Annotated in this window: 23 protein-coding genes and 1 other RNA gene; 5 read left to right on the top strand and 19 right to left on the bottom strand. The window is 52.0% G+C overall.

Annotated features, from left to right (window positions below; all coding sequences use genetic code 11):
- Window positions 1–178: 178 nt before the first annotated feature.
- From FD28_RS04415 to FD28_RS04355, 12 genes are all read right to left on the bottom strand, one after another.
- A complete protein-coding gene (locus FD28_RS04415) occupies window positions 179–922 on the bottom strand; it encodes an acyl-[acyl-carrier-protein] thioesterase (RefSeq protein WP_057732991.1) in 744 nt (247 codons plus the stop codon).
- Between the two features lie 5 nt (window positions 923–927).
- Window positions 928–1,809, bottom strand: a complete 882-nt coding sequence (gene rsmI / locus FD28_RS04410; RefSeq protein ID WP_057732989.1) for a 16S rRNA (cytidine(1402)-2'-O)-methyltransferase — start codon at window positions 1,807–1,809, stop codon at window positions 928–930.
- A 16-nt stretch (window positions 1,810–1,825) separates the two neighbouring features.
- On the bottom strand, window positions 1,826–2,164 hold the full coding sequence (locus tag FD28_RS04405; RefSeq protein ID WP_057732987.1) for a DNA replication initiation control protein YabA: 339 nt from the start codon (window positions 2,162–2,164) through the stop codon (window positions 1,826–1,828).
- A 26-nt stretch (window positions 2,165–2,190) separates the two neighbouring features.
- Window positions 2,191–3,207, bottom strand: a complete 1,017-nt coding sequence (gene holB, locus FD28_RS04400; RefSeq protein ID WP_057732985.1) for a DNA polymerase III subunit delta' — start codon at window positions 3,205–3,207, stop codon at window positions 2,191–2,193.
- Between the two features lie 9 nt (window positions 3,208–3,216).
- Window positions 3,217–3,546 carry a cyclic-di-AMP receptor gene (locus FD28_RS04395; protein ID WP_057732983.1) on the bottom strand — a complete coding sequence of 110 codons (330 nt, stop codon included), beginning with the start codon at window positions 3,544–3,546 and terminating at the stop codon, window positions 3,217–3,219.
- 25 nt (window positions 3,547–3,571) lie between these two features.
- Window positions 3,572–4,216, bottom strand: a complete 645-nt coding sequence (tmk, locus tag FD28_RS04390; RefSeq protein WP_057732981.1) for a dTMP kinase — start codon at window positions 4,214–4,216, stop codon at window positions 3,572–3,574.
- Window positions 4,217–4,887: 671 nt separating this feature from the next.
- Window positions 4,888–5,757, bottom strand: a complete 870-nt coding sequence (locus tag FD28_RS04380) for a diguanylate cyclase domain-containing protein (protein WP_057732977.1) — start codon at window positions 5,755–5,757, stop codon at window positions 4,888–4,890.
- On the bottom strand, window positions 5,750–7,816 hold the full coding sequence (locus FD28_RS04375) for a cellulose biosynthesis cyclic di-GMP-binding regulatory protein BcsB (RefSeq protein ID WP_057732975.1): 2,067 nt from the start codon (window positions 7,814–7,816) through the stop codon (window positions 5,750–5,752). The genes FD28_RS04380 and FD28_RS04375 overlap by 8 nt, the downstream gene beginning before the upstream one ends.
- Window positions 7,817–7,829: 13 nt before the next feature.
- Entirely contained in the window at window positions 7,830–9,083 is a 1,254-nt protein-coding gene (locus FD28_RS04370) for a glycosyltransferase family 2 protein (protein ID WP_057732973.1), read from the bottom strand.
- Window positions 9,084–9,270: 187 nt separating this feature from the next.
- Window positions 9,271–10,833: a hypothetical protein gene (locus FD28_RS04365; protein WP_057732971.1), complete on the bottom strand. Its 1,563-nt coding sequence runs from the start codon at window positions 10,831–10,833 to the stop codon at window positions 9,271–9,273.
- Window positions 10,830–12,329, bottom strand: coding sequence for a glycan biosynthesis hexose transferase WsfD (wsfD, locus tag FD28_RS04360; RefSeq protein WP_083478114.1), 1,500 nt, complete (start codon window positions 12,327–12,329; stop codon window positions 10,830–10,832). The genes FD28_RS04365 and wsfD overlap by 4 nt, the downstream gene beginning before the upstream one ends.
- Window positions 12,330–12,380: 51 nt before the next feature.
- A complete protein-coding gene (locus FD28_RS04355; protein ID WP_235806847.1) occupies window positions 12,381–13,517 on the bottom strand; it encodes a glycosyl hydrolase family 8 in 1,137 nt (378 codons plus the stop codon).
- A gap of 550 nt (window positions 13,518–14,067) precedes the next feature.
- Between FD28_RS04355 and FD28_RS04350 the strand changes: the two genes are divergently transcribed.
- Genes FD28_RS04350 through FD28_RS04335 form a run of 4 tightly spaced genes read left to right on the top strand, consistent with a single transcriptional unit; the run spans window position 14,068 to window position 17,426 of the window.
- Window positions 14,068–14,955: an ABC transporter ATP-binding protein gene (locus tag FD28_RS04350; RefSeq protein WP_057732969.1), complete on the top strand. Its 888-nt coding sequence runs from the start codon at window positions 14,068–14,070 to the stop codon at window positions 14,953–14,955.
- On the top strand, window positions 14,952–15,710 hold the full coding sequence (locus tag FD28_RS04345; protein WP_057732967.1) for an ABC transporter permease: 759 nt from the start codon (window positions 14,952–14,954) through the stop codon (window positions 15,708–15,710). The genes FD28_RS04350 and FD28_RS04345 overlap by 4 nt, the downstream gene beginning before the upstream one ends.
- Window positions 15,691–16,815: a sensor histidine kinase gene (locus tag FD28_RS04340; protein ID WP_057732965.1), complete on the top strand. Its 1,125-nt coding sequence runs from the start codon at window positions 15,691–15,693 to the stop codon at window positions 16,813–16,815. Before FD28_RS04345 ends, FD28_RS04340 begins: the two co-directional genes overlap by 20 nt.
- The gene (locus tag FD28_RS04335; RefSeq protein WP_057732962.1) at window positions 16,812–17,426 is read left to right on the top strand and encodes a response regulator transcription factor; all 615 of its coding nucleotides are present in this window, start codon (window positions 16,812–16,814) and stop codon (window positions 17,424–17,426) included. Before FD28_RS04340 ends, FD28_RS04335 begins: the two co-directional genes overlap by 4 nt.
- Before the next feature lie 227 nt (window positions 17,427–17,653).
- Here FD28_RS04335 and FD28_RS04330 read toward each other — a convergent pair whose 3' ends face one another.
- The 7 genes from FD28_RS04330 to FD28_RS04305 all read right to left on the bottom strand — a co-directional run bounded on the left by FD28_RS04330 (window position 17,654) and on the right by FD28_RS04305 (window position 22,153).
- Window positions 17,654–17,905 carry a YaaL family protein gene (locus FD28_RS04330; protein WP_057732960.1) on the bottom strand — a complete coding sequence of 84 codons (252 nt, stop codon included), beginning with the start codon at window positions 17,903–17,905 and terminating at the stop codon, window positions 17,654–17,656.
- Window positions 17,906–17,914: 9 nt separating this feature from the next.
- Window positions 17,915–18,514: a recombination mediator RecR gene (gene recR, locus FD28_RS04325; protein ID WP_057732958.1), complete on the bottom strand. Its 600-nt coding sequence runs from the start codon at window positions 18,512–18,514 to the stop codon at window positions 17,915–17,917.
- A 21-nt stretch (window positions 18,515–18,535) separates the two neighbouring features.
- Entirely contained in the window at window positions 18,536–18,853 is a 318-nt protein-coding gene (locus FD28_RS04320; RefSeq protein ID WP_057732956.1) for a YbaB/EbfC family nucleoid-associated protein, read from the bottom strand.
- Between the two features lie 20 nt (window positions 18,854–18,873).
- Window positions 18,874–20,628: a DNA polymerase III subunit gamma/tau gene (gene dnaX / locus FD28_RS04315; protein WP_057732954.1), complete on the bottom strand. Its 1,755-nt coding sequence runs from the start codon at window positions 20,626–20,628 to the stop codon at window positions 18,874–18,876.
- Between the two features lie 233 nt (window positions 20,629–20,861).
- Window positions 20,862–20,948, bottom strand: an RNA gene (ffs, locus tag FD28_RS13050) — signal recognition particle sRNA small type.
- Between the two features lie 53 nt (window positions 20,949–21,001).
- Complete coding sequence (locus FD28_RS04310; protein WP_057732952.1) at window positions 21,002–21,523, bottom strand: nucleoside deaminase; 522 nt, start codon at window positions 21,521–21,523, stop codon at window positions 21,002–21,004.
- 27 nt (window positions 21,524–21,550) lie between these two features.
- Window positions 21,551–22,153 (bottom strand): class I SAM-dependent methyltransferase, encoded by a 603-nt coding sequence (locus FD28_RS04305; RefSeq protein WP_057732950.1) that lies wholly within the window; start codon window positions 22,151–22,153, stop codon window positions 21,551–21,553.
- Window positions 22,154–22,353: 200 nt separating this feature from the next.
- Here FD28_RS04305 and nrdH point away from each other — a divergent pair, with 200 nt between their 5' ends.
- On the top strand, window positions 22,354–22,581 hold the full coding sequence (gene nrdH / locus FD28_RS04300) for a glutaredoxin-like protein NrdH (RefSeq protein WP_057732948.1): 228 nt from the start codon (window positions 22,354–22,356) through the stop codon (window positions 22,579–22,581).
- Window positions 22,582–22,658: the final 77 nt, after the last annotated feature.

Below are 22,658 nucleotides of genomic sequence, written 5' to 3'. Positions count from 1 at the left end.
GACGGCAAAAGCGGCGGCTGGTTCATGGCCCACCGCTTTTGCCGTGACTCGGTTACTTACTTTTCTTCGTGTACTGTTCATATCAGTGTCCTATATTACCACAAAGACCGGCTGGCAACATCTTCTCTGCCTGTCTTTATCAAAATTAATCATTGACACTTATCCGTAACTCGTCAAACTAGGCCTCGTGCTGCCAATCAATCGTTGCCAGCACCGCGGTTGTGTCCCCAATTTTGACGGTATGTTGCGTCGTGGTGGCCGCACTGTGGGCCACCTCACTGGTCACCTGATGACCATACTTCACTTCATTTTCAAATCGAATGCGTACCTCAGTCGCCTGATGGGTCCGCAACCATTCGGCCGGTAAAGCATCTAACATCCAGTCAAAATAGTGGGCGTTATTCACGTGCCCGTTCTCATCAATGTCAAAGTAGCGCACCGTGTACGGTTTGGCGACGCTGGTTGCAGCGAGATCAAGCCGTTCGGGCCGTGGCAAACGAGGCAAGCGTTTAACCGGCGCCGTCTCATAGGGTGCCATAACGGCGGCTGGAATCGTCGCAATCTTACGAGTCGCGTAACTCATGGTAACCCAGATGCCTTCGCCATAGGCCAATTGCTCGCCGTCTTCGGCCAACAGCCAATACTCACGGTAGGCAAAATACTTATTGAACGCCGTGGCGCGCGTCTTCAAAGTGACGTGGTCGCCAATTCGGGGCAACCGGTTGATCTGCAGGTGATACTGGGTAACCACCCAGCCGACCCCCAGACTGTGAATATATTCCGGGCTCAATTCCAACGCCGTGTTCTGATCTTCAGAGACCAGAACGAACAGGTTGATTAACATAGCCAGGGTCAGGTGGCCGGTGTCGTCTGCTTCATAGTAAACGACCCGATGAGGTTCGCTAAATTCATTTTTGGGCACGCGGGTCACTCCTCGTCTAAATGGTGATACGTTCGATAAACGTCTTGTTTCTTCAGGCCACGCAGATTGGCGACCTCTTTAATCGCCGCGTTAGGCTTGTCCCCCGCCGCAATCAAACGATCCACTTGCACGGCAATCGGTTCGCTCAAGTCAACGGCGGTCGTTGCCGTGGTTGTTGGATGCGGATTGCCCCCAACTAACACGACAAACTCACCGCGGACGGTGTCAGTAGCCGCCCACTCTGCCAGGTCGCTTAAACTACCGCGTAAAAATTCCTCATAACGCTTGGTCAGCTCACGGCACAGGACGGCCGGTCGATCGGCCCCCATACCATCGGCAAGGTTCTTTAAGGTCTTCTTCAAGCGATGTGGCGCCTCGTAAAAGATTAAGGTTTCTGGCCGTTGTGACAATTCATCAATTTCTGAACGCTGATCCTTCGGCTTTCGATCCAAGAACCCGTAAAAATAGAAGGGTTGTGGCGCTAACCCCGAGGCAATCAATGCCGTTAACCCGGCATTAGCACCGGGCAATGGCACTACCGGAATGTGGGCGTCAATGCACGCGTTGACCAACTCGTGACCGGGATCCGAAATGGAGGGCATCCCCGCGTCACTCACCTGGGCAATCTGCATCCCCTGCTGGAGTTTGGCGACCAACTGGGGAATCCGTTCCTGCGTGTTATGTTCGTGAAAACTAATTTGTTTGGTCTCAATTTCAAAGTGATTTAAGAGCTTTTGTGTATTACGGGTATCCTCAGCCGCAATCAGGTCGGCATCCTTCAACGTCTTTACGGCGCGAAAGGTCATGTCGTCAAGGTTGCCAATCGGTGTGGGCACCAAGTATAAATGGCCGCTCTCTGCGGCTTGAAAACTACGTTGACGTTCCATGTGTGGTGCGGACCTCCTACTGATCACGATAGATAACTTCTAGACAAAAGGCACATTCCTCATCCTGCTTGCGCCGGGTTCCATAGAACTCGCGGCAAACGTGAAAGCCTTCTTCATACAACTTTTCCAAGATCTGCCGCGACTTAGACAACCCCTGTGGCGTCTCTGGGTCCTCCGGTAAATTACGTTGCAACTCCCGTAACAGATCACGCAGATGTTGATTTTCGATTTCCAATTCGGCATTTTGTTCAAATACTTGGGTCATCTCGCCTTGTAAGTCAGTGAATTGGGCGAGCACGTCTTGTAATTGGCTCTCAAGGTTCTTAAATTGATCGTATACTTCCTGTTTTTCCAAGTTGCCACCCCTCCAATGCTGACTGATCAGCGCGGAATCTGCGCTAGAATCTGTAACGTTAAGGCTTCTAAGATGCCTTGAAAATTCATATTACCGGCTAACTGGCTCCGCGTCTCTAACGTGAGCGTCATAATGGCCACCAACCGGTCGATACTTAGTTTTTGGGCCATCTGACCACTCACTTTGGCCACCTGCGGGAAAGCCAGCTGATCCTCGGCGACGTGGGCATTCTGCTGACGCAACACATCGTGCCAAACCTGAACCACCATGTCCAAGAGCGTTCCCTGCAGATCCCGGTTACTCCCCAACGGCAACAACTCGGTTTGTACCCGCACAAAGGCTCGCTCATCACCGGCACAGGCCGCCGTGAACCATTGGCCCACACTGGTCTGGGCATTCTTGAGCCAGTCTTCGGCCGTCAACGCCTTAGCCGCTTGCACACTTTCCGTCAACGTCGCCAACAGGTAGCGCTGACTAGGAGCAATGCCCGCCGTCGCCAACGCGTCACCTAAGGCGCTCGGCGCAACCCGCAAGAAATCAACGATTTGCGTCCGCGACAGAATGGTCGGTAGAATCAGATTTTTATTGGCCGTCAGGAGCAAGGCCACCGTATTGCCCACGGGTTCCTCGATGAACTTCAGCAAGCTGTTAGCGGCACCGGTCGTCATGCGGTCAACCTGATCAACGATGAAGATCTTCTGATTACCCTCAACGGCACTCTTCGTAAACTCGGATTTCAGATACCGGACCTGGTCAACCTTGATCCGTTGCCCATCCGGAATCACCGTCACCACGTCGGGATGATCCCCAGCCATGATTCGTTTGCACTCCGAGCACTGCTCGCACGGCAGGCCGTCCGCCGTAACGTTTTGACAGAATAGCCGCATGGCAATCACCTGCGCTAATTGTTGCCGTCCCGTTCCGTCAGCACCATTGAAGAGATAGGCGTGGGCCAAACGCTGCTCCGTGATGAGCGTCATAAAATGACTTAACAGTTGTGGTTGCAGCCGTTGTGCCGTTGCCACTAGGGATTCTTCGGTCATGCGGTCCTCCTAAAATTGATGGAACTGGTCAACGGGTAACACGAACACCGTGGCCCCACCAACCTGCACCTCAACCGGATACGACGAGGTATTGTCCAACTGCGCATCCAGATTAACGGGTGGCGTCATGAACTGTTGCCGGGTGTGACTGGCCTTCTTGATCATTTCCAAGACCTCGTCAACCCGTTCTTCTTCCACCCCAATCATAAACGTGGTGTTTCCGGACTTCAAGAAGCCACCGGTGGTCGATAGCCGTGTTGCCCGAATGTTCTGATCGATAAATTCATTGCTGAGGCGGTTCGCGTCCTTATCCTGGACGATAGCGATTAGTAATTTCATTGCTGTTCCTCCCTCAAATGCCGGTTTAAAAATAACGTTTTGCTGTTTGTTTGATTAATGCCAATGCTTCAGCCACCACTTGGTCCGGTGACTGCGTGGCGTCGATTAGCTTGATCCGCTCTGGATTGGCCCGCTGTAAGCGCAGGTAGGCCGCCCGCACGCGGTCATGGAAGGCTTCCTGCTCAACATCGAGACGATCGACCTGATCCGCTTGGCGGTGCGCCTGAATCCGGCGTAGCCCCACCTCGGCAGGAACGTCAAAATACACGGTTAGGTCCGGTAAGAGCCCGTCCGTTGCAAAGGTATTCATTTGCGCAACCGCATCCTCACCGATCTGCCGTCCAGCCCCCTGGTAGGCAATCGAACTGTCGACGTACCGGTCACACAAGACCAATTGATCGTTCGCCAACGCTGGCAAGACGGTCTCGGCCATGTGTTGCCGCCGCGCCGCCGCATAGAGCAACGCTTCCGTCCGGTAATCCATTGCGGTATTTGCCCGGTCTAAAATGATGGTCCGAATACTCTCGGAAATCGGGTTGCCCCCTGGTTCCCGCGTAATGGTCAACCGATCGCCTAACTCGGGTTGAATCTTAGCGGTAATGGCCGCGAGAGCACTGGTTTTACCGGCGCCATCGGGTCCTTCAAAACTGATAAACGTTCCTGACAACATACTCGACCCCATTTTTGATTGAATACATACATTGTACTTGAATTAAGATTTGATGTCTATTTGCATCGTTCAATTTTGCAATTGCACCAACTTGAAACCATCTGGATTTTCGCCTCCGGCTGCCAGGAATTCCGCCTGCTGATTGTCCATGCCTCCGCCTTACCGGTCGCCAGATATGGACTGGAACGGTGCGGGCACAACTTGAAGCCTCGAAAACCACGAGTCTACAAGCTTGGCCTTCCGCTAAGCCAGCGGAAAAGCACCGCCGACTAAGCAGAACGACGCGCCTGAGCCCATATCTGCCGACCTCACGGCTCAATGTGGTTCATGTCAGCAATGAAGCGCAGCCAACGGATCAAACTAGATTTACGATTGTGCCGGCATGACCGACTGCCAATAGCCGCAGGAGGCCAAAGATGGAGCCAGCTGTGACGACGGTGTTAATTGGCGTCTTGTGCCAATTTACAGCGTGGGACGAGCTTGGGAACCGCGATTTTTGCGCGGTTTCAAGTCGAGGTGAAAGACCGCGCTTTGGCTTTCACCGGTCCCCACAGCAGGCGGAATCTTTGGCAGCCGGAGGCGAGACGGCTAGGCGGTGAGGCGGTGAGGCGGTGACACTATCCGAACCAACAACGAAAGAGCCTGGAGTGGCCTCACAGACTCTTTGGGTCTTACACATCATACTCCGTTTCCTTGATTCCGGCGTTCATTAAATCGTAAGGGTTCTTCATCTTCTCGGGATCCCAGCTCGCCACCCCAACGACCAGGCGCACTTCTAGCGTGGACAGATCGCTGGAACCAGCTAAGGCCTTGTCGAACTTTTCCTTAATGCGTTGCCCGGCGATGTTGGCGCCGTCCGGATTGGTGAATAGCAGCACTCCCCAGGTCGGATTGGACCGATCGAGCAGGTAGGTAATGTCGTTCGTGCGCATGGCATCCTTGATGGTTTCCGAAACCAATTGTAGGAGGGCACTGAGCTGCGCATCGCTGATCATACTGCGCATTTCTTGAAAGTAGCGAATCCGAATAATCATGGCCGTCACCGGGAGATCAAACCGCCGATTGGTTTCCGTAAAAACTGCCGTATCTTCAATGAAGGAAACCGTCGTTCGCAGGTTGGTCGATTCATCAAAGGCCCCCCGTTCAATCAAATCACTACGCAATTTCACGTTGTCCGCCTGCAACTTACGCAGATGCGTCGTCATGCCATAGAACGTCACCGACAACAGTAACGGCAGAAACATCCAAAACATGAGTCCCCAGGCCATCGTGTCCGCATGCGTTTGACTCACGTAAATCACAATCAGGGCTTGGGCAAACATGAATGCCAGATTCAGCAGCAAGCCGGTGATAATCCCCCAAAAGTAGGTGAACAGAATCAGACAGATCGTCACGGCCAAAAAGCTCACGTTGATCATCAGGTAGTGGGTCTGCGTTGCGGCCATCCCGAGGGCGAGGCCGCTGACCATCATCAAAAACGCAATCAGGTAAATATCGGTAATCCACGTCTCGCGATTGGAATTCTTCGCTCGGTTATTCATGATGGCCCCCCTTTCGCCGCCGCAAACTGCCATGCTTCCACAACAGGAGTAGTAAGGCAATCGTCACCACGACAATCATCATTAAGGCAACCGCCAGATACAAGAGCTGTTGCGAGTGGCGACTGAGTTCTTGCTTGGTGTTGACCGCGGTATTAATAAGCTTGTTCTTCTTGAACCGGTAGTCATAGTGGTTATTGTCCGGATCAACGACGATGGCATCCCCCTGGTACTGGGAGATGTTGCGTTGGTAGTTGATCTGCGTTGAGGCCAAGTATGCCCCGTTGGGACGCGCCCCAGTCACCACGAGCAAGCCTTTTTGCGCATTATATGGTGAGCGCAGAAGCTGGGCGCTCCCAATCGTTTGCCCATACTGTTGCTCAATGCTCAGCTTTTCATTCGATAGGAAGCCGGTATCGGCGGCGTTGTACTTGAAGTACAGATGCGAATTTAATCCCCTAATCAGGCTATTTTGTTTGGGCGTCCCAAAGGCAATCACGTTGGCATCCGCCATGACCGTCTTGCTTGGCTGATGATCATAGAAGGTGATCGTCCCACGGTTGTTCTCCGCATAATTACCGATGAGATTAAAAATGTTGGTCAGCGTCTGGTAATCCGTCGCCGTCATCGTCTTCGGCCGAACCACCGCAATATTGCTGTAGGTCGAATTTTTCAGAAAGAGGTTGGGGTAATTGCTGAAGAGCAGATCATTGCCGGGCGCCGACTTGATTCTTGCCACCGAGGTCGGCTCAATGCTGGCCCACGGGGTATGGTTATTGTCCTGAGTGGCCGCCGAACCGCTCAGCGGCAGGTCTAAGGCCACCCGAACGGTAAAGCTGTTCCCCAGGGCCATCCCCTTGGGCAAGGTGACCGTCAATGTATCATTATCAGCCCGTGCTGAACTCAGCCGTTTACTCCCGACTGCGGTGTCATTGACGTAAACCGTGGCGAGTGAATTCTTAAAGTCCAGATTGCGGGCATACCGCAAATCAATGCTAATCGTCGAGCCATCCGCATTGTTGCGATCGACGGGCAGGCTCACAAAGTAGCTGCGTTCCTGATGGTTCGCACCGGTAATACGGTCAGCACTCGTGGTCAACTGATACTTACCATCGTAGTTCAGCGTTGACGTAAAGGTTTGCGTCGCCGGCGTGATGGTTTCGGTCGGGTGTTTAGACTCCTTCATCAGTTCGGAATTGGCCACGAAGCGTGCGGCCTTCTCTAACAGTGTCCCGGTCGTGGCGGTTACCACCAGGGTATGTTTGCCCTTGGCGTCGTAACGCTTGATCTGGGCCGCGTTTTTAAGCTCGGCCGGCTTAAACAGCTTCTGTAGCCGGGCTGGTAAATGCTGATAGGTCGCGATCACCAGCTGGTAGTCGGCTTGTTGCCCCGTCGGATTATCCGTTTGAACCACCGGAATCTGCTGATTTTCCGTCGTGATGACTCGGGACTCCCCGGTCAGAGCGTACATGCTAGCTGTGAGCTCCGCGTTGGTCGCCTGTTTAGGCACCACAATGGCCGAATTCCGGTTCACAATGGTGTCTGGACCAGAGAAGTGATCGTAGAAGGAATCGATGTTGGGCGTTGGTGCCTTGAGGGCATACTGAAAATTAACCGCGGATCGGTTATCAACCGTCAGCCAGTTGGCCGGTGTCTGGGTCAAGCGATAATCGCGTTTACCGGCCTGATTGAGAATTTGTCCGCTTATTTTCAGTTTGTTTTGGCCGCCCAATAACCGCAGCGGAATCTTAATCGTCTTGGATTGAAGTCCGGTCTGTTTCTTAGGTCGGAAGGACGCAAACTTCACGCCCCCTAGCGACACCGTGATGTCTGAGAGCTGACGATCGGAGAGCTGAGAGACCTGGTAGTTCAGGTTCAACGTGGCCTGCTTCACATCCCAATAATCCATTTTAATGAAGTAGGTGCTCATCTCAACAGACTGCCCGGACAGACTCGTGGTATTGTTTTGAAACGGCTGCGTGTAGGTTTTCAACGCGGTCTTCGCCTGAGCTGAGATTCCCCCCAGGAGGGCACACCACAGCACCACACCAAAAAGAATCATGATCCGCACCACTTTATTGATAGCGTTTGGTTTTATACCATTTTGCTTGTTGATGAAAGACTTGTTCACGAATATACCCCACCATTCCGTAAGCGGCAACTGCCAGCCACATTTGACTATAGACCACGTACATAAAAATAATCACTAAGAGATTGCTAAACGTCATCTCCCCCTTCTCCGTGGTGATCGTCACGTAGGTACTGATCACGAACAGGAGAATGGCAAAGATCCACAACGCGTTGTTGAACCCCAACAGGTTCGAGTGGGCGACTCCCGCGACCGACAAGACAAACACGGTATCGGAGAGAATCAGCGACGTCATGAGGAGGAAGTAGACCGAAAGAAAATACAACAGATCAAACCGAATGCGCCGCCCGGTCTTTCGAAAAATCAACGGCAGATTCTTGAGAATCACATAGATGTTGCCCTTAACCCAGCGCGTGCGTTGGTGAAACCACACGTCCAGGGTTTGGGGTTCCTGCTCCCAGGTGACCGCCTTCGGTTGAAAATTGATGCGATAGCCCAACCGGTACACGCGAAAGCTGATTTCGGTGTCCTCGGCGAGTGCCTTGGTGTCCCACCCGCCAATCTTGTCGAGCAGAGAGCGGCGAATCACGTAATTGGTGCCGGGAATCGTGCAGAGCTTGAAGAGGCGTAACTGCCCCGCCTGTGCCATCCACTGAAAGGACAGCGTCTCGACGTTAATGAACCGCGTCAGGAGCGAGGCATTCTTGTTCCGTGTTCGGAACTTACCAATCACCGCACCGAATTCATCGTTTTGCATCAGTTCGGCGACCAAGTAGCGCAGGGCCGGTCGTTCTGGCGTGTTGTCCGCATCGTAGACGGAGATAATGCTCCCCTTGGCCTGCTTGAGGGCAATGTTCAGGGCGTTGGATTTGCCCTTGCCCCCCGTCACCTTGTCCGTATTGATCACCTCTAGATTTCGCTGCGGATAGGTATCCTGAATCTGTTTCAACAGGTCCGCGGAATTATCACTGGAATTATCATTGATCACGATAATCTCGTAACGGTCATGGGGATAATCGAAGTTCAGGAGGGACAGTACCGTCTTCACAATCACGATTCCCTCATTGTGCGCGGGAACCATCACGGATACGAAGGGCACCTCTGCCGGCAATTCCGGCGCGGGCGTCCGGGCATCCTTGAGATACTGGGTATATCCGGCCATGGTCAAAATTAGGTTAACCACCAGGATGCCCCAGATAACCAGAATCGCGACAAAGACAAAATAATCCAACACACTCACACCATGACCCCCTTTTTCAAATTCGCCCTATGCCGGCCGCCTATTGGCATTGGCCCGCACAAGGCGTCGTCAGCTGACGAGACCACTCTACTTATTACTAACGTTTTTTCGGTCAAATCAGTCTCACTTTTCACTTTAAGCAGCAAATCATCACGGGGCGCAACCATCGTGCTCGACACCAGCATCGTTACTTGCGGCGAAACATCTGCCGATAAATCCGCCGTCCCAAGAAGAGGAAGATCACCAGGACAACCGTCGTGACGGTAAAGAAGACGAAGAGAATATTTCCCTGGACCTTGAAGTAACGATCTAGCGCGACGTGACGCTTCTGCGCAAAATGATACTTGGGAATGCCCGTGGCCTCGGTCCCCACCGTCACCGGACTCCCGTTGAGGTAATACGTTCCCTGACGATAGCCAAAGGTTGCCGAGGCACTGGTGATCTTGGCCTTCAGGGCGTCCTGGGGCTGATACCAGGTGACCCCAAGCTGGGTGACCTGCTTAAGCGTCGCCGTCAGCTGCTTTTCACTGGTCGGAAAGGGCACCGTGAGCGCCGTTGGCACGGGAAAACGTAAACGATCGACCGCGACTTGTTGCCCATTTTTGACGGTTAACAGGGAATTCAAGCTCAGGCCCATCCAGGTCTGGGTATAAGCCCCGCCCAGATTATCCTGCTGAGCAAAGACCGTGGTCGTTGGATTGGGCAGTAGCAAGACGTTACTGGACCGCGCCAAACCATACTTGCGAAAAATCTTATCCTGATTCCAGTAGACCGGGGCACTGATCCCCACCGGCATCACTTGGCGTTGCCCCAGTTGGTTCAGCTCTTCCACCATGGTCTGTTCCAAGAGCGCCCCACTCTGCCGGTCGGCCGCGCCCACGACTGGTGCTTGCAGGAAGATGATCCCCTGATCGTTTTCAACCATGCGCAAGGCTTTGGCAAACCGGGAGAAGGCCGCCAGCGAGGTGTTGTCCGCCACCGAGGTCGTACTGACCGCAAAGGGAATGCCGGCCGCATTCAGCTTAGCCGCCAACTTGGTCAGTCGCGTCAAATCGCTATACGGCGTGACTCCGGTAATGGTGAGCAGTGGTGGTGACTGGCGTTGGCGCCCAAACAGTTGCGCAATCGTTTGGGCGGCGAGTACCTGGCTGAACCCACTAGGCTCAAAGTAAGGCAGGTACCCCGCCTGACCAACCACCGTCCCATATGGGTAGCGGCCAATCCCCTGGTTCTGCGGACGTAACGTCCCAAAATTCTGCGCCCGCCTCGCTGGCTTAAGTAGCGTGATATCTTCGCTAAAGGGCAAGAGCTGAGACTGTTTGTCCGCACTGAGGATGAGCTGTTGATGATAAACGTTGCGCCGCGTGGCGTGAAGTCCGCGGGCTTCCGCTGCACTCAAGTCCTGGCCCACGTGCAGCTTCTTCCCCGTAAACGTCTGACGGTCGCGGGTAAAGGCGGCATTCCGCAAGTCCCCCTGCGGCCAATTTACCAACGTCACCACCCCGGCATACTTCTTGGTCGTGAGCTGACCGGCGTAGTAGTCGCTTAACTTTTCCGTTTGGGTCGTGACGCCGACACTGGTCAATACCTGCTGCAACCCGGCCAACTTCTTTTGGCCGTTAGCGGTCGGATTAAGGGCATCATAGACGATCAACACCCGCCGGCCGGCAGCCTGGGCGGTCACGGTCGTGCCGCCCAGGCTCACGAAGCCCATGAGCACTGCCAAGACTAGGATTAATCGTTTTTTCACTGGTTATCCTCCTCAATGTTTCCGTCCGAATGCCACAGCCGATGATTCAACAGGTCGGCCACAAACGTGATCAGAATCAAATCCAGGCTAACCGGCACCATGAACAGGTGCTTGGCCAAATCGGCGTCCCCATCCCCGATAATCGAAATAATCGGGACAAAAATGAACACGGTCAGTAGCCCCGCCACCAGAAAGAAGCGGACCACGTTGACCACGCGCCGATGAACCAGGTCGTTATACGCCCCAACCAAGAAGACAATCAGTAGTGCCAGTGTGAGTAAGATATCGAAGGAAAACTTCTGCGGGAAGAAGGCCCCGGCCACGCTGCTGAACCCCGTAAAGTAGGTCACCTGAGCGCCAGCGGGCTTCCCGCTAGCCTTCTGATAATCCCCCACCGCCTTAACCTGCGTGATCATCATGTCCCCGGCTGCGACGTCCAATAGGGTGTGAAACTGCGGATAATGATGGGCATAATACATCACGATCCAGCCAAAACTGGTCTTATCATTCAACCCCTTCTTGACCGAACGATCACTCGGATTGATGGCCGCAAAACTCTTGGGGTAATAGTCCTGGTTGCGCATTAAGGCATACTGCTCGTCCACACCACGCTTCGCAATCTTCTTGCTGGGATCGTCCGTATGTAGCAGCACACCGTGGGTAAAGGCCTGGTACTGATTGATGTCGTTAAATTGCTTGGTAATCAAGGTATACGTCAGAACCCCAGTCGTCAGAATGCCTACGATTCCGCCGACAATCCACAGCCACTGCGCCCGTTTCTTGAAGATAAAGAAGAGACCGATGCTCGTCACCGTATAACTCAGCGCGAGTGGCGCATTCTGCTGCTTATTAGCGATTAGCAACATGATACTGACGAAATACACCACCGTCAGTAACCGGGGATGCCAATCCGGCCGCCGCGCCACCAACATCAGAGCTGAAAAAGCGTAGAGCATCAGAATCAGCATGCCGGGCTCGGCGAAGAATGAGTTAAAGTACAACGTAAACGATGAATCCGCAAAAACAAAGACGATCAATAACGCAATAACGTAACTGCGCAGCTTGCGGTAAGGGGCCGTCATAGCTGTGGTTAACAAGTACATACTGCCCAGATAGGGAAGGTAATAGATCAGGCCCATGAACCGCAAATCAAAGACCGTCTTACTGTAAAACAGCTTATTTAACAGCACGGCCATTTTGACAAATAAGGGTTGCGAAGAGAAGACTGCCGCCGTCGTATCGTTGTAATACTGCATGATCCCCAGCTTGGGTGTCACGTAGTCCAACATGCTATACCCCTTGAGGCGATAGAGCCCGTTGACAAACTGTGCGCGGTAGAAGTCCCCGTTGTCGGCCAAGCCGTGAAACGGTGGCACGAACAGCAGGTAACCCGCAATAATCGCGGCTAAGACGGTCGCCAGTAGTGCCGGGGAACAGTGCCGGGCGCACCACCGCCAAAAATTCAGCCATTTTACTTTGATCCCATCTACGGTCACGGTTCCCCTTCTCTCTGTGTCTCGTTGTTACCTGAGTTAACGCTTATCAGCTTACATGCCCGCCGCATTCAGGGCCGTCAGGTTGCTGTAGGAATAGCTTTGTTGCGTTTTAGCATCCCCAATGCCCCCTTGAATGGGCGAATTCCCCGTGACCTGCCCTTCCCAGACCAAGCGCATCGCTGCACGGTAATTGGCCTGATCATTGGCGGTGGCAAACACCATGGCGGCTAAAGCGTAGTTGGCCGTGGATTGGCCACTATTGGTGACACTGCCCGCGGTGGAATACCCATTGTAGAGTTTGTGCGCCCGTACCTGCTGGGCCAACCACGTGCGACTGGTTGCCTTCAACTGCCCGATCTCGGCCAGATGTAAAAGCACTTCCAAGGCTTCCGACGTATTCAAATTCTTCGTCGCATAGGTCAGATCGCCCCAACTAAAGCTAGAGGCATACAAGGGGAAGACATTGCCCAAATAGCCCCCGTGAACGACTTTGAGCTGCTCATCATAAGCTCGTCGCCCGGCTCGGGTTCCCTGCTCATAGTATTTGAGCGTCTTAAAGTCAAAGTAGGCCAAGCTGGTGGTCTTAGCCGCCTGTTTGGTTTGCGGGTCGTAATAGTCATACAGCTTGCCAGCCTTCAGGGACCCCACCTTCAACGCCGCAAAGTGGTTCGCCGCGGCTTGCCGGTAGTGGTTGGTCTTCGTCTGGGCGTCGTACAGGTTCAGCGCCCGAATAATGCGGAGATCATCCAGCGTGGCGTTCACGGCGAACCGCTTCTTATTACGAGGGTCATAGCGATAGCTAAATTGACCGCTGTCGTCAAACGTGGTCACCGTGGCCCGGTAGAACTGACGAAAGGCGCGATACTGATGACTCTCAGCCAGATACTGTAACCACATTCCGGCCGATTCGCTTAATAATTCATGCCCAGTTGCGACCCCCGTTTGCCGATTCTTAGTGTCCACAAAGTTGGTATAAATTCCCTGCTTCGTCAGCATCTTTTTTTGAATAAAATGGGCCAGCTTTTCTTGGTTCTGCCGATCCGTTTTGGTATGCCATGTGACCGTCCGTGTGAAGGTGGTCGGTGCCGTTTTCGGGGGTGTCCCCGTGGCCGTTTTCGCACGGCACCCACCCAATAGTAGCAGGCATCCAACGACCACACTCACGAGCTGCCACTGCCTGATTTTCATACCCAATCTCTTCTCCAAGTTCATATTTTCGATCGTCGAACTTGCCTTCATCTTACCATGTTCTTTCAGGAAAAATATACCTTTATACAGCAAAAAAGAGGCATTATTTTAGTTATCCTAGCATAACAAAAAGGCCATCGTTCACACCACCCATTCTTGGGTGTCACTAATTCTGTGAAAATTGGGTTACTTTGTTTCCTAATCACCACACGCCATCACCACCGCTTATCGATATCGGATTCGTTTAACAGCAGAAAAAAACAGATAGCTCGTACATGTTATCTACGTTTAACTATTAACTATAAAAAAGACTGTGTGAAAACACAGCTAATTCGGATTCCAAATATTCAATTAGCCATTTCCCTCACCTATGGCTGCCAGAGATTCCGGTTACGAAAGTTGTTAACCCACCCTATTGCTGAAATTCGCTGAAAGGTCATCGTTGATCGGCCAATCATGACATTTGTCACATCGAAGTCATGACAAACGCGCCTACTAGCCTAACCGGTAACTTGCTACACTGAGGTTATTCCATGAGGGGGCAAGTACAATGAAACCAATTATTCAAGCAACGCAGTTACAGTTCAGTTACGGTGCCCACGCCGTCCTAAAAGACGTGACGTTGTCGATTGATCCCGGAGAAATTATTGGGCTGATCGGTGAAAATGGCGCCGGTAAGACCACCTTGCTTAATTTAATGCTCGGTCTGTTTTCTGCTCACCGCGGGCAGTTACACCTGTTTGGTCAGCAACCGGGAGCACCAATTGCAAAACAAAGAATTGGGACCATGCGGCAAAAGGACCTGGTGATTCGCGGTGTGACCGTACAAGAAGTTTTACGCTTAGCAGCGGCGCAGTATCCCGAAGCCTTAAACGTGACGACCCTGCTGAAAAACTTGGATTTGACCGCCATCGCCAAGCAACGCTTGACCGCACTATCCGGTGGTCAACTCCGCCGGGTGACGTTTGCCCTCGCATTAGTTGGTAATCCGGACCTATTATTTTTAGATGAGCCGACGGTCGGAATGGATACCAACGCGCAACAAGCTTTCTGGCGCCGGATTCAGCAATTAAAAGCCGCCGGTAAAACAATCGTGATTACCAGCCATTATTTACCTGAAATTCAGGCTGTCGCCGACCGAATTTGCTTATTGCGCAACGGCGAGATTGCCTTTCAAGGTACGTTCCAAGCACTTCAAGAGCAGTACCAGCAAGTTGAAATCACTTGTCAGACGGCGTTGCCAGTGGCGGCCTTTGAAAACTTACCGGGGGTCACTGCAGTTACTAAAACGGGTCCACGACTGAACATTAGTAGTGAAGCGGGCGACACCACGCTTCAGGCCCTGGTACCAGTTTTAGCTGACTTACGACAAGTCACGATTAAACGCGAATCATTGACGGATATCTTTGTCCATTTGACTAAGGGGGTCATCGCATGAGTGCTTGGTTTGAACGCTTTAAATTTGACGGTCGCCGACTAATCTTACGGAATTTTTCATTTCAATTCTTTTCCCTGGTCATGCCCGCCGGTTTTTACTTGTTATTTACGAAGGTAATGGTCACCGGCAACGTTCCCGCTAGTTTCAATGTGACATACATGGGCAGCATGATCGTTTACAGTGGCACGATCAACGCCCTGTTTGGCATCGCTGCATTTTTACAACGGGATCGTGAAGCGGGCGTCTTGCAGTGGTGCTGGCTATCGCCGACCGGTATTCGACCTTACTACTTGTCAATTGGGTGTTGGAGTCTATTAATGAACACGTCATCCGTTGTCGTCCTGGGTGGGATTGCCATGGGGGTCAACCACGTGTCGCTATCAGTTGCGCAATGGGGAGCAATTGCGGGGATTGCCATTTTAGGGCAACTGTCCACAATGTTACTCGGCGTTTTGATATCGTTTGTTGAACGTGCCGAAACGCTCAGCGTCTTAAGCAACTTAATTACCTTTCCAATGGCGATTATTAGTGGCTTGTGGTGGCCGTTAGGACTGTTACCGAACTGGCTGCAACCAATCGGTAAGCTCATGCCGACTTATTTGATTAACGATTGGTTGGGACGGGTCGCCACTCATGGTACACTGTTGACATCAGATATCTTGGGGACCGGTGCGTGGATGATAGGCCTGCTAGTTGTGGTCATCGTTAGCGTCCGGTTATTATTAAAACGGAGTGATGGGGTTGTTCGGGCATAAATGGCGACAAAAATTCAAAAATTTAACGTGGTCCAGCTATATTTGGCTGGGCTACTTGCCGTATTCAGTTGCGATGTACTTGCCAGTGACCGGATGGCAAAATATAGTGTGGTTAAGCTTGCTGGGATGCTTTTTAATTCTCTATATTCTCGTGATTGAAAAGCCAGTGTGGCGCCGAATCACGATACCGTTAGAGTTAGTTGTGACGGGCCTCTTTGCCATCTGGGGCGCCAATAACTACATGATTATTTTCCCGGGGTGGCAAGTCGCGTTTATCTTAGGACGCAGACCTAAAAAATATTTTTATCAATTCATCACCGGTTACTACGCGATGATTTTAATGGGTCTTATGCATGATGTGGTCCTAGATCACCAGTTGTTTAGTTGGCAAAATGGCGCAGTCGTGGGCTTAATCTTTCCGCTACTGTCCCCAATCATGGCTTACACGTTCACGCGGTCAATTTGGCGGCAGCGGCAGTTGCAGCAAACCAACCGGCGACTGCAAGCCATTATTCAACGGGACGAACGGGAACGAATCGCACGGGACCTGCATGATACCCTGGGGCAGAGCTTTTCGATGATCACACTCAAAACAGAGCTGGCCAAGAAGTTATTGGTCAAAGCCCCCGAACGGGTCGCCGCCGAGTTGACCGATATTGAGCAAACTAGCCGGCAAAATTTACAGCTGGTTCGGTCGATCGTCAACGATCTGCACCAGCAGTCGTTAAGTGAGATGTTGCTTAATCAAAGTCGTAACCTAGTGGCGGCCAACGTTTGGCTAACGACCACTGGTGAAGCAACTGCCACCCAGTGGCCAACGCAGGTGCAGGGTGTTTTTGCGGAAGCCCTCGTTGAAGCCATTACCAACGTCATTCGCCACGCGCAGGCCCGTAATGTGTTCGTGACCTTTCAGCTAACTGACCTAGGTTACCATGTTCAATTACAAGATGACGGTAAAGGTGGGACGCTCAGTCGGCCGAATGCAAATGGAATTCAGGGGATGCGCACCCGGATGTTGAACGCGCACGGGACGTTTGCGATTGAAGCCCAAGCCCACGGAACTCGTGTGACCCTGAGTTTGCCAAAGGAGGAAAATGTGAAGTGATTACGCTATATCTAGCCGAAGACCAAAGTATGTTGAACTCCGCATTGACCCAACTCTTAGAACTAGAAGATGATTTGCACGTGGTCGGCAGTGCGCATGATGGCAAGACGGCGTGGGCCGATTTACAACGGTTACGGCCGCAAGTGGCGATTTTAGACATTGAAATTCCGGGGATGTCGGGACTGGACGTTGCGGATCGGCTACGGGCCGCGGACTGGGAAACCAAGGTGGTGATCCTAACGACCTTTGCCCAGCAGGCTTATTTTGAGCGGGCCGTCAACGCGCAAGTGGCCGGCTACTTGTTAAAGGATAGTCCGAGTGACGACTTAATTGACACGATTCGGCAGGTCATGCAGGGCAAGACGGTCTATGCGCCTGAGTTGGTGGTTAACATGTTTTCAGCCGCCACCAATCCGCTGACCAGTCGCGAACTGGCCGTTTTAGCAGAAGCCAATAAGGGATTATCCACGAAGATGATTGCGGCTAACTTATACCTCTCCGCGGGAACGGTTCGCAACTACTTGTCAGCTATTTTCAGTAAACTAGGTGTTCATAACCGCTTAGAAGCCATTAAAATTGCGAAGGCTAATAAGTGGTTAACTAACGGGTAAAAGGGTTAGAACCGTTTCACCCATTCGCAATGAAAAATGATGAACCAGTCGCTACGGCGGTGCAATTATGGGCAGCCAGCAGCGGCAAGCTGGACTAAACTAAGTCGAAAGCAACCATTAAAAAAGGCTCTACACTATTGGGTGTTGATGGAATTCCATCAACACCCAATAGTGTAGAGCCAAAATTTATCCTTCAGTTGCATCAAAGACCGGGAAGACCAAACGGCCTAATCCCTAAAGATGGCCGCCGAAATGTGCTTGCCCTTCACCTGACGCCGCCGTGCCTCGCGATAGAGGAACAGGTACGTCTGGCGGGCTAACGCGGTGTTCGCCGTCATTTCGTTGTCGGCGTCGGCAATGGCTTCTTCCGTTTGCTTGGCATGATCCCAACGATCCTTGGCATCGTCAATGGTCATCAGCAGCTGTTCGTCATAGGCCGCCTTCAACCGGGGAAATTGGCGTTTCTTTCTTCCAAACATAAGAGCCTCCTACATTTCCGTTCGGCCTTCAACGGCCTTGAACAGGGTCATCTCGTCAGCGTACTCAATGTCACTACCGACCGATAACCCGTGAGCCAACCGAGTGACTTTAATCCCCGCCGGCTTAATCAGGCGTGAGAGATACATCGCCGTGGCTTCACCCTCGGGCGTGGCATTGGTCGCAATGATAACTTCCTTCATATCGGGATTCTTTTGCAACCGATTGATGAGGCTGGTAATGTTCAGGTCTTCCGGCCCCTTGCCCTCAATCGGCGACATCACCCCGTGAAGGACGTGGTATAAGCCATGATATTCCTTCATCTTTTCCATGACCATGATGTCCTTGGCCTGTTCAACCACCAGGACATGACTCTGGTCACGCGTCTTATCCGCACAGATGGCGCAGGGATCACTCTCCGTAATATTGCCACAGATCGAGCAATAGTGCAGATCTCGTTTGGCCGAGACCAGCGCCTTAGAAAAGGCCGTCACGTCATCGTCGGCCATATCAATCGTGAAAAATGCCAGCCGAGTTGCCGACTTTTGGCCAATGCCGGGCAGCTTCATGTAACTGTCAATCAGCTGCGCAATGGGTTCTGGATACTGCATGGCTCAACGTCCTTTCTAACCTTACATCCCAGGGATATTCATACCTTGGGTGTACTTTCCTAACGTCTGCTTCGTGGTCTCATCAACCTTGGTCAAGGCATCGTTCACAGCGGCCAAGACTAAGTCAGCCAACATGTCAGGATCATCGGGATCGATGGCTTCTGGCTTGATGGTTAAATCCGTCATCTTCCGGTCACCCGTGAAAGTCGCTTGGACCATGTTGTCTGGTGATGTGCCAGTAAAGGCCTGGGCGTTTAAATTGTTTTGATCCTCTTCCATCTTCTTTTGCATTTGGCGCATCTGTTTCATCATGTTCCCCATATTTCCCATGTTCCGCATCTCTATCATCCTTTCAAGGTTTAATCTTGTTTAACATCCACAATGTTTTTGCCAAAGAGTTCCTCGGCCTTAGTCACCACTGGATTGGCAGCCGGTTTGGCTGGCTCATTTGCGCCCTCACCGTTCGCCTGCAGTTCATCCTTGTGGGCGGCCAGGTAATTCTTCCGAATCACCGGCCACTCTTCCTTCGGTACAAAGACCACGGGAAGTGCCGAACCGATCATGCGATCGAGACCATTTTCCAAAGCATCCGTCAACTCGTGATCGGTTGTGGCCCGCTGATACAGGAATGAATAATCAAACGCCACAATCACACCGGAGTTGGCGGCCGCAACGGGTTGCGACACCTTCATCACGGCGCGTTGAGTCACGGTCAGGCTATTGAGCAAGTCCGGCCAGACCTCCTGCAATTGATTCAGCTTTTCACGCGTGGCCGATCCCAGAACGGGGTAAATCTTGGCGAGGTTAACTTCCTTGGCCACCGCCTTCGCGACTCGTGGCTTGGCCTTAGCGGGCGCGGCCGCTGTGGGCGCCGGTGCCGCCTTCAGTTCCTTGACCGCCGAACGTAGCTGATCAATCTCATGTTGCAGCTCGCTAACTTCTGCGCTTCCAGCCGGCTGTGCCGGTGCTGCGGCCGCCGCATTAGGCGCCGTCTCACGCGGTGTCGCCACGGGCGTTGCCCCCGTCTGGCGGCCAATTTCGGCCAACTTGATGGTCAAAATTTCCAAATAGACATCCGGATGGGTGGTAAAGCGCATCTGTTGTTGAATGGCGTTGAGTTCATTAATCATGGCGTACATGGTCTGCGCTGGCGTCTTTTTAGCCAACGCTTGGAAATCCTCGCTGACGCTGCCCATCTCGGCTTCCTCCACCATCTGGGGGGCCTGCTGATAGAGCAACAGATCACGTGCATAGCCGATGATGTCTTCCGTAAACCGTTCCGCATCCTTACCGGCCTCTAAGACGGACTGTAAGCTCGCCAACGCCGATTTGGTGTCACCAGCCAGGACCTGCGAAATGTAGGTTGCTAACAGCTCATGAGTCACACTCCCGGTCACTAGCAAGGCATTATCGAGTGTAATCTCATTATCCCCAAAGGACAGGGCTTGGTCCAAAATGCTCAACGCATCCCGCATGCCCCCTTCGGCAGCCTTGGCAATCACCTTGACGGCCTGGTCGTCGTAGGTAACGTCTTTTTGCTTCAGGATATAGATCATCCGGTCGTAGCTATCATTGGCGGCGATGCGCTTGAAATCAAAGCGCTGTGTCCGGGAGATGATCGTTGCGGGAATCTTGTGCGGTTCCGTAGTCGCGAGAATAAAGATGACGTTGGCCGGTGGTTCTTCCAGGGTCTTCAGTAAGGCGTTAAACGCCCCCGTCGATAACATATGAACTTCATCGATGATGTAGACCTTGTAATCGGCAATCGTAGGCGCATACTTCACCTTATCCCGAATGTCGCGAATCTCCTCAACCCCGTTGTTGGAAGCCGCATCGATTTCGATCACATCGTTTAGGGTCCCGTTCGTAATGGCCTTGCAGGTCTCACATTCATTGCAGGGCTCGCCATCGACCTGATGGTGACAGTTGATTGCCTTGGCAAAAATCTTAGCGGCCGAGGTCTTTCCAGTTCCCCGCGGCCCTGCAAAGAGGTACGCGTGACTGATTTGATTCGTCGTGATGGCATTCTTCAGCGTTCGGGTAATCACTTCTTGCCCAATCATGTCATCGAAACGCTGCGGGCGCCAGACCCGGTAGAGTGCTTGATAAGCCATGCAATCGGTTCCTTTCTTCAATAATTCCTAGTAAATTCGCTGTTCATAATTATAGCCTTTTTCCCTACCGTCTGTCACGGATTGTCGAGTCAGTTTTACAGGAAATTAATTTCATTTTGACGGCATTTGGATGGCGGCTCTGGATTACGGACGGGAACGCCATTTTTCAAACCGCCGCCTGATAGAACGAAAAAACTCCCAGTCACAGCTGACTAGGAGTTGGTTAATTGCTCATAAACTTGAAGCACAAAGCGAAGTAAACTTAGTGCTGCTTCCTTCCGGACCTGACACAATTCGTAAATCCGCCCTTGCTTCAAGGCCTTAACGGCAATAACTAGTGTATCATGATTCAATTGGCCTGTCTAGCGGTTGCTTAACTTTGCGCCGCTTTTTTCGCCTGTCGCGCCTTTTTCGCCGCCTTCTGACGTTTGCGGGCTGCCTTAAAGAAGGCCACCATCCGTTCGCCAGCATCCTTGGCCATGAGTCCTTCGTGAACCGTCACGGTGTGGTTCAGTCGTTCATCCGTTAAGGTCTGATACAGGCTGTCCACGGCCCCAGCCTTGGGATCACGTGCCCCGTAAAAGACTTCGGGGATTCGCGCATTGATAATGGCCCCGCTACACATCAGGCAGGGCTCGATGGTCACGTAGAGCTGACAGTCTTCCAAACGCCAACTTTTCAGCGTGGCACAGGCCTCCTCAATCGCACGAACTTCCGCATGAAGCGTGGCATCATTGGCGTGTTCCCGGAGGTTGTGGCCCCGCCCCACGATGGTGCCGTCGTGCACGATCACCGCGCCAATCGGTACCTCACCGATCAGACCGGCCTGATCAGCCTCAAACATGGCTTCTTCCATATAATGACGTTGCAAGGGTGAATAGTCAATATCACGCATCGAACCCCTCCCTTCTCAAACGTTAGGTTAACGTAACGTACTTTCTAGAATATAATAGCCCTTATCTTTCTTGATAATTTCACAGTTGCCAAACGTGGCCTTCATATTTTTCTCAGCCGACGGTGCCCCCTGTTTCTTTTGTAGAACAACCGTAAGTGTCCCACCGGGTAAGAGGTGTTCCTTAGCACCCGTCAGCATGGCCGTCACCACCTGCTTACCCGCACGAACGGGTGGGTTCGTTAAGATAGCAGCGTAACGCTGTGTGACGTGTTCGTAAATATCTGACGTCTTGATTTCAACGTTTTCGATCTGATTGGCCACGGCATTTTGCCGGGCTAAATCCAAGGCGAGTTCATTCACGTCAACCATTGTGATCTGTCGTTCTGGCCACTTCTTTGCGAGTGCTAGCCCGATTGGACCATACCCCGTCCCCAAGTCCAACCAAGGACCTGCCGGCGTCTTATCGGCGTTAAATGCCTCTAAGAGTGCTCGTGACCCATAGTCGACCCGGTTCTTGGAAAAAACCCCGTTGTCGGTGGTAAACAACAATTCGTTGCCTAAGAGGGTAAACGGCCAATGGTGTTCTTCGTGTAAAACGTCTGGATTTTGTGTATAATAGTGATTAGTCAAATTCTCCGCCACCTTTTAGGTCTATTTTACCTTAGATTTTTGGTGGAAAACAAGAAAAATAAATTTAAAGCGTGAAGCACTATATTTGGTGGTTATTGTATGGCCCAACTACCAAATATGGTGCTTTTTTTGATTGCTATTTTCCATATCTGGTGTACACTTAACTCATTAGAAATTGAAATTTAAGGGATGTGGCAACAATGAAAGTAACAGTCTACTCAAAGAATAATTGCATGCAATGCAAGATGACAAAGCGTTTTCTCAGCGAACACAACGTGGAATTCGAGGAACGCAATATCAATCAAAATCCAGAATATGTGTCTTACCTTCGGGACCACGGCTTCCAGGCCGTTCCCGTTGTTGAAGCGTCCGGTTTGCCTGCTTTTTATGGTTTCCGGCCAGACCAATTGACCAAGATCGCGGGCTAATTAAAGTAAGCACAAACCCGTCTTGGCGACGTCGTGTTTGTTCACGGTGCCGCCATTTTTATTTGATTGTAAGTTGT

This window comes from Levilactobacillus hammesii DSM 16381 (assembly GCF_001434395.1).
In the GTDB taxonomy this organism is placed as follows: Bacteria; Bacillota; Bacilli; order Lactobacillales; family Lactobacillaceae; genus Levilactobacillus; species Levilactobacillus hammesii.
The sequence above is the reverse complement of the archived record's forward strand: the minus strand, read 5'-3'. Positions and strand labels throughout refer to the sequence as shown.

Coding starts and splice junctions, on each gene's coding strand:
- rsmI (WP_057732989.1), bottom strand. CDS start 1,809: ATGGAACGTCAACGTAGTTTTCAAGCCGCAGAGAGCGGCCATTTATAC.
- holB (WP_057732985.1), bottom strand. CDS start 3,207: ATGACCGAAGAATCCCTAGTGGCAACGGCACAACGGCTGCAACCACAA.
- FD28_RS04395 (WP_057732983.1), bottom strand. CDS start 3,546: ATGAAATTACTAATCGCTATCGTCCAGGATAAGGACGCGAACCGCCTC.
- tmk (WP_057732981.1), bottom strand. CDS start 4,216: ATGTTGTCAGGAACGTTTATCAGTTTTGAAGGACCCGATGGCGCCGGT.
- FD28_RS04380 (WP_057732977.1), bottom strand. CDS start 5,757: ATGAATAACCGAGCGAAGAATTCCAATCGCGAGACGTGGATTACCGAT.
- FD28_RS04375 (WP_057732975.1), bottom strand. CDS start 7,816: ATGATTCTTTTTGGTGTGGTGCTGTGGTGTGCCCTCCTGGGGGGAATC.
- FD28_RS04355 (WP_235806847.1), bottom strand. CDS start 13,517: ATGAAAATCAGGCAGTGGCAGCTCGTGAGTGTGGTCGTTGGATGCCTG.
- FD28_RS04350 (WP_057732969.1), top strand. CDS start 14,068: ATGAAACCAATTATTCAAGCAACGCAGTTACAGTTCAGTTACGGTGCC.
- FD28_RS04345 (WP_057732967.1), top strand. CDS start 14,952: ATGAGTGCTTGGTTTGAACGCTTTAAATTTGACGGTCGCCGACTAATC.
- FD28_RS04340 (WP_057732965.1), top strand. CDS start 15,691: ATGGGGTTGTTCGGGCATAAATGGCGACAAAAATTCAAAAATTTAACG.
- FD28_RS04330 (WP_057732960.1), bottom strand. CDS start 17,905: ATGTTTGGAAGAAAGAAACGCCAATTTCCCCGGTTGAAGGCGGCCTAT.
- recR (WP_057732958.1), bottom strand. CDS start 18,514: ATGCAGTATCCAGAACCCATTGCGCAGCTGATTGACAGTTACATGAAG.
- FD28_RS04320 (WP_057732956.1), bottom strand. CDS start 18,853: ATGCGGAACATGGGAAATATGGGGAACATGATGAAACAGATGCGCCAA.
- dnaX (WP_057732954.1), bottom strand. CDS start 20,628: ATGGCTTATCAAGCACTCTACCGGGTCTGGCGCCCGCAGCGTTTCGAT.
- FD28_RS04310 (WP_057732952.1), bottom strand. CDS start 21,523: ATGCGTGATATTGACTATTCACCCTTGCAACGTCATTATATGGAAGAA.
- nrdH (WP_057732948.1), top strand. CDS start 22,354: ATGAAAGTAACAGTCTACTCAAAGAATAATTGCATGCAATGCAAGATG.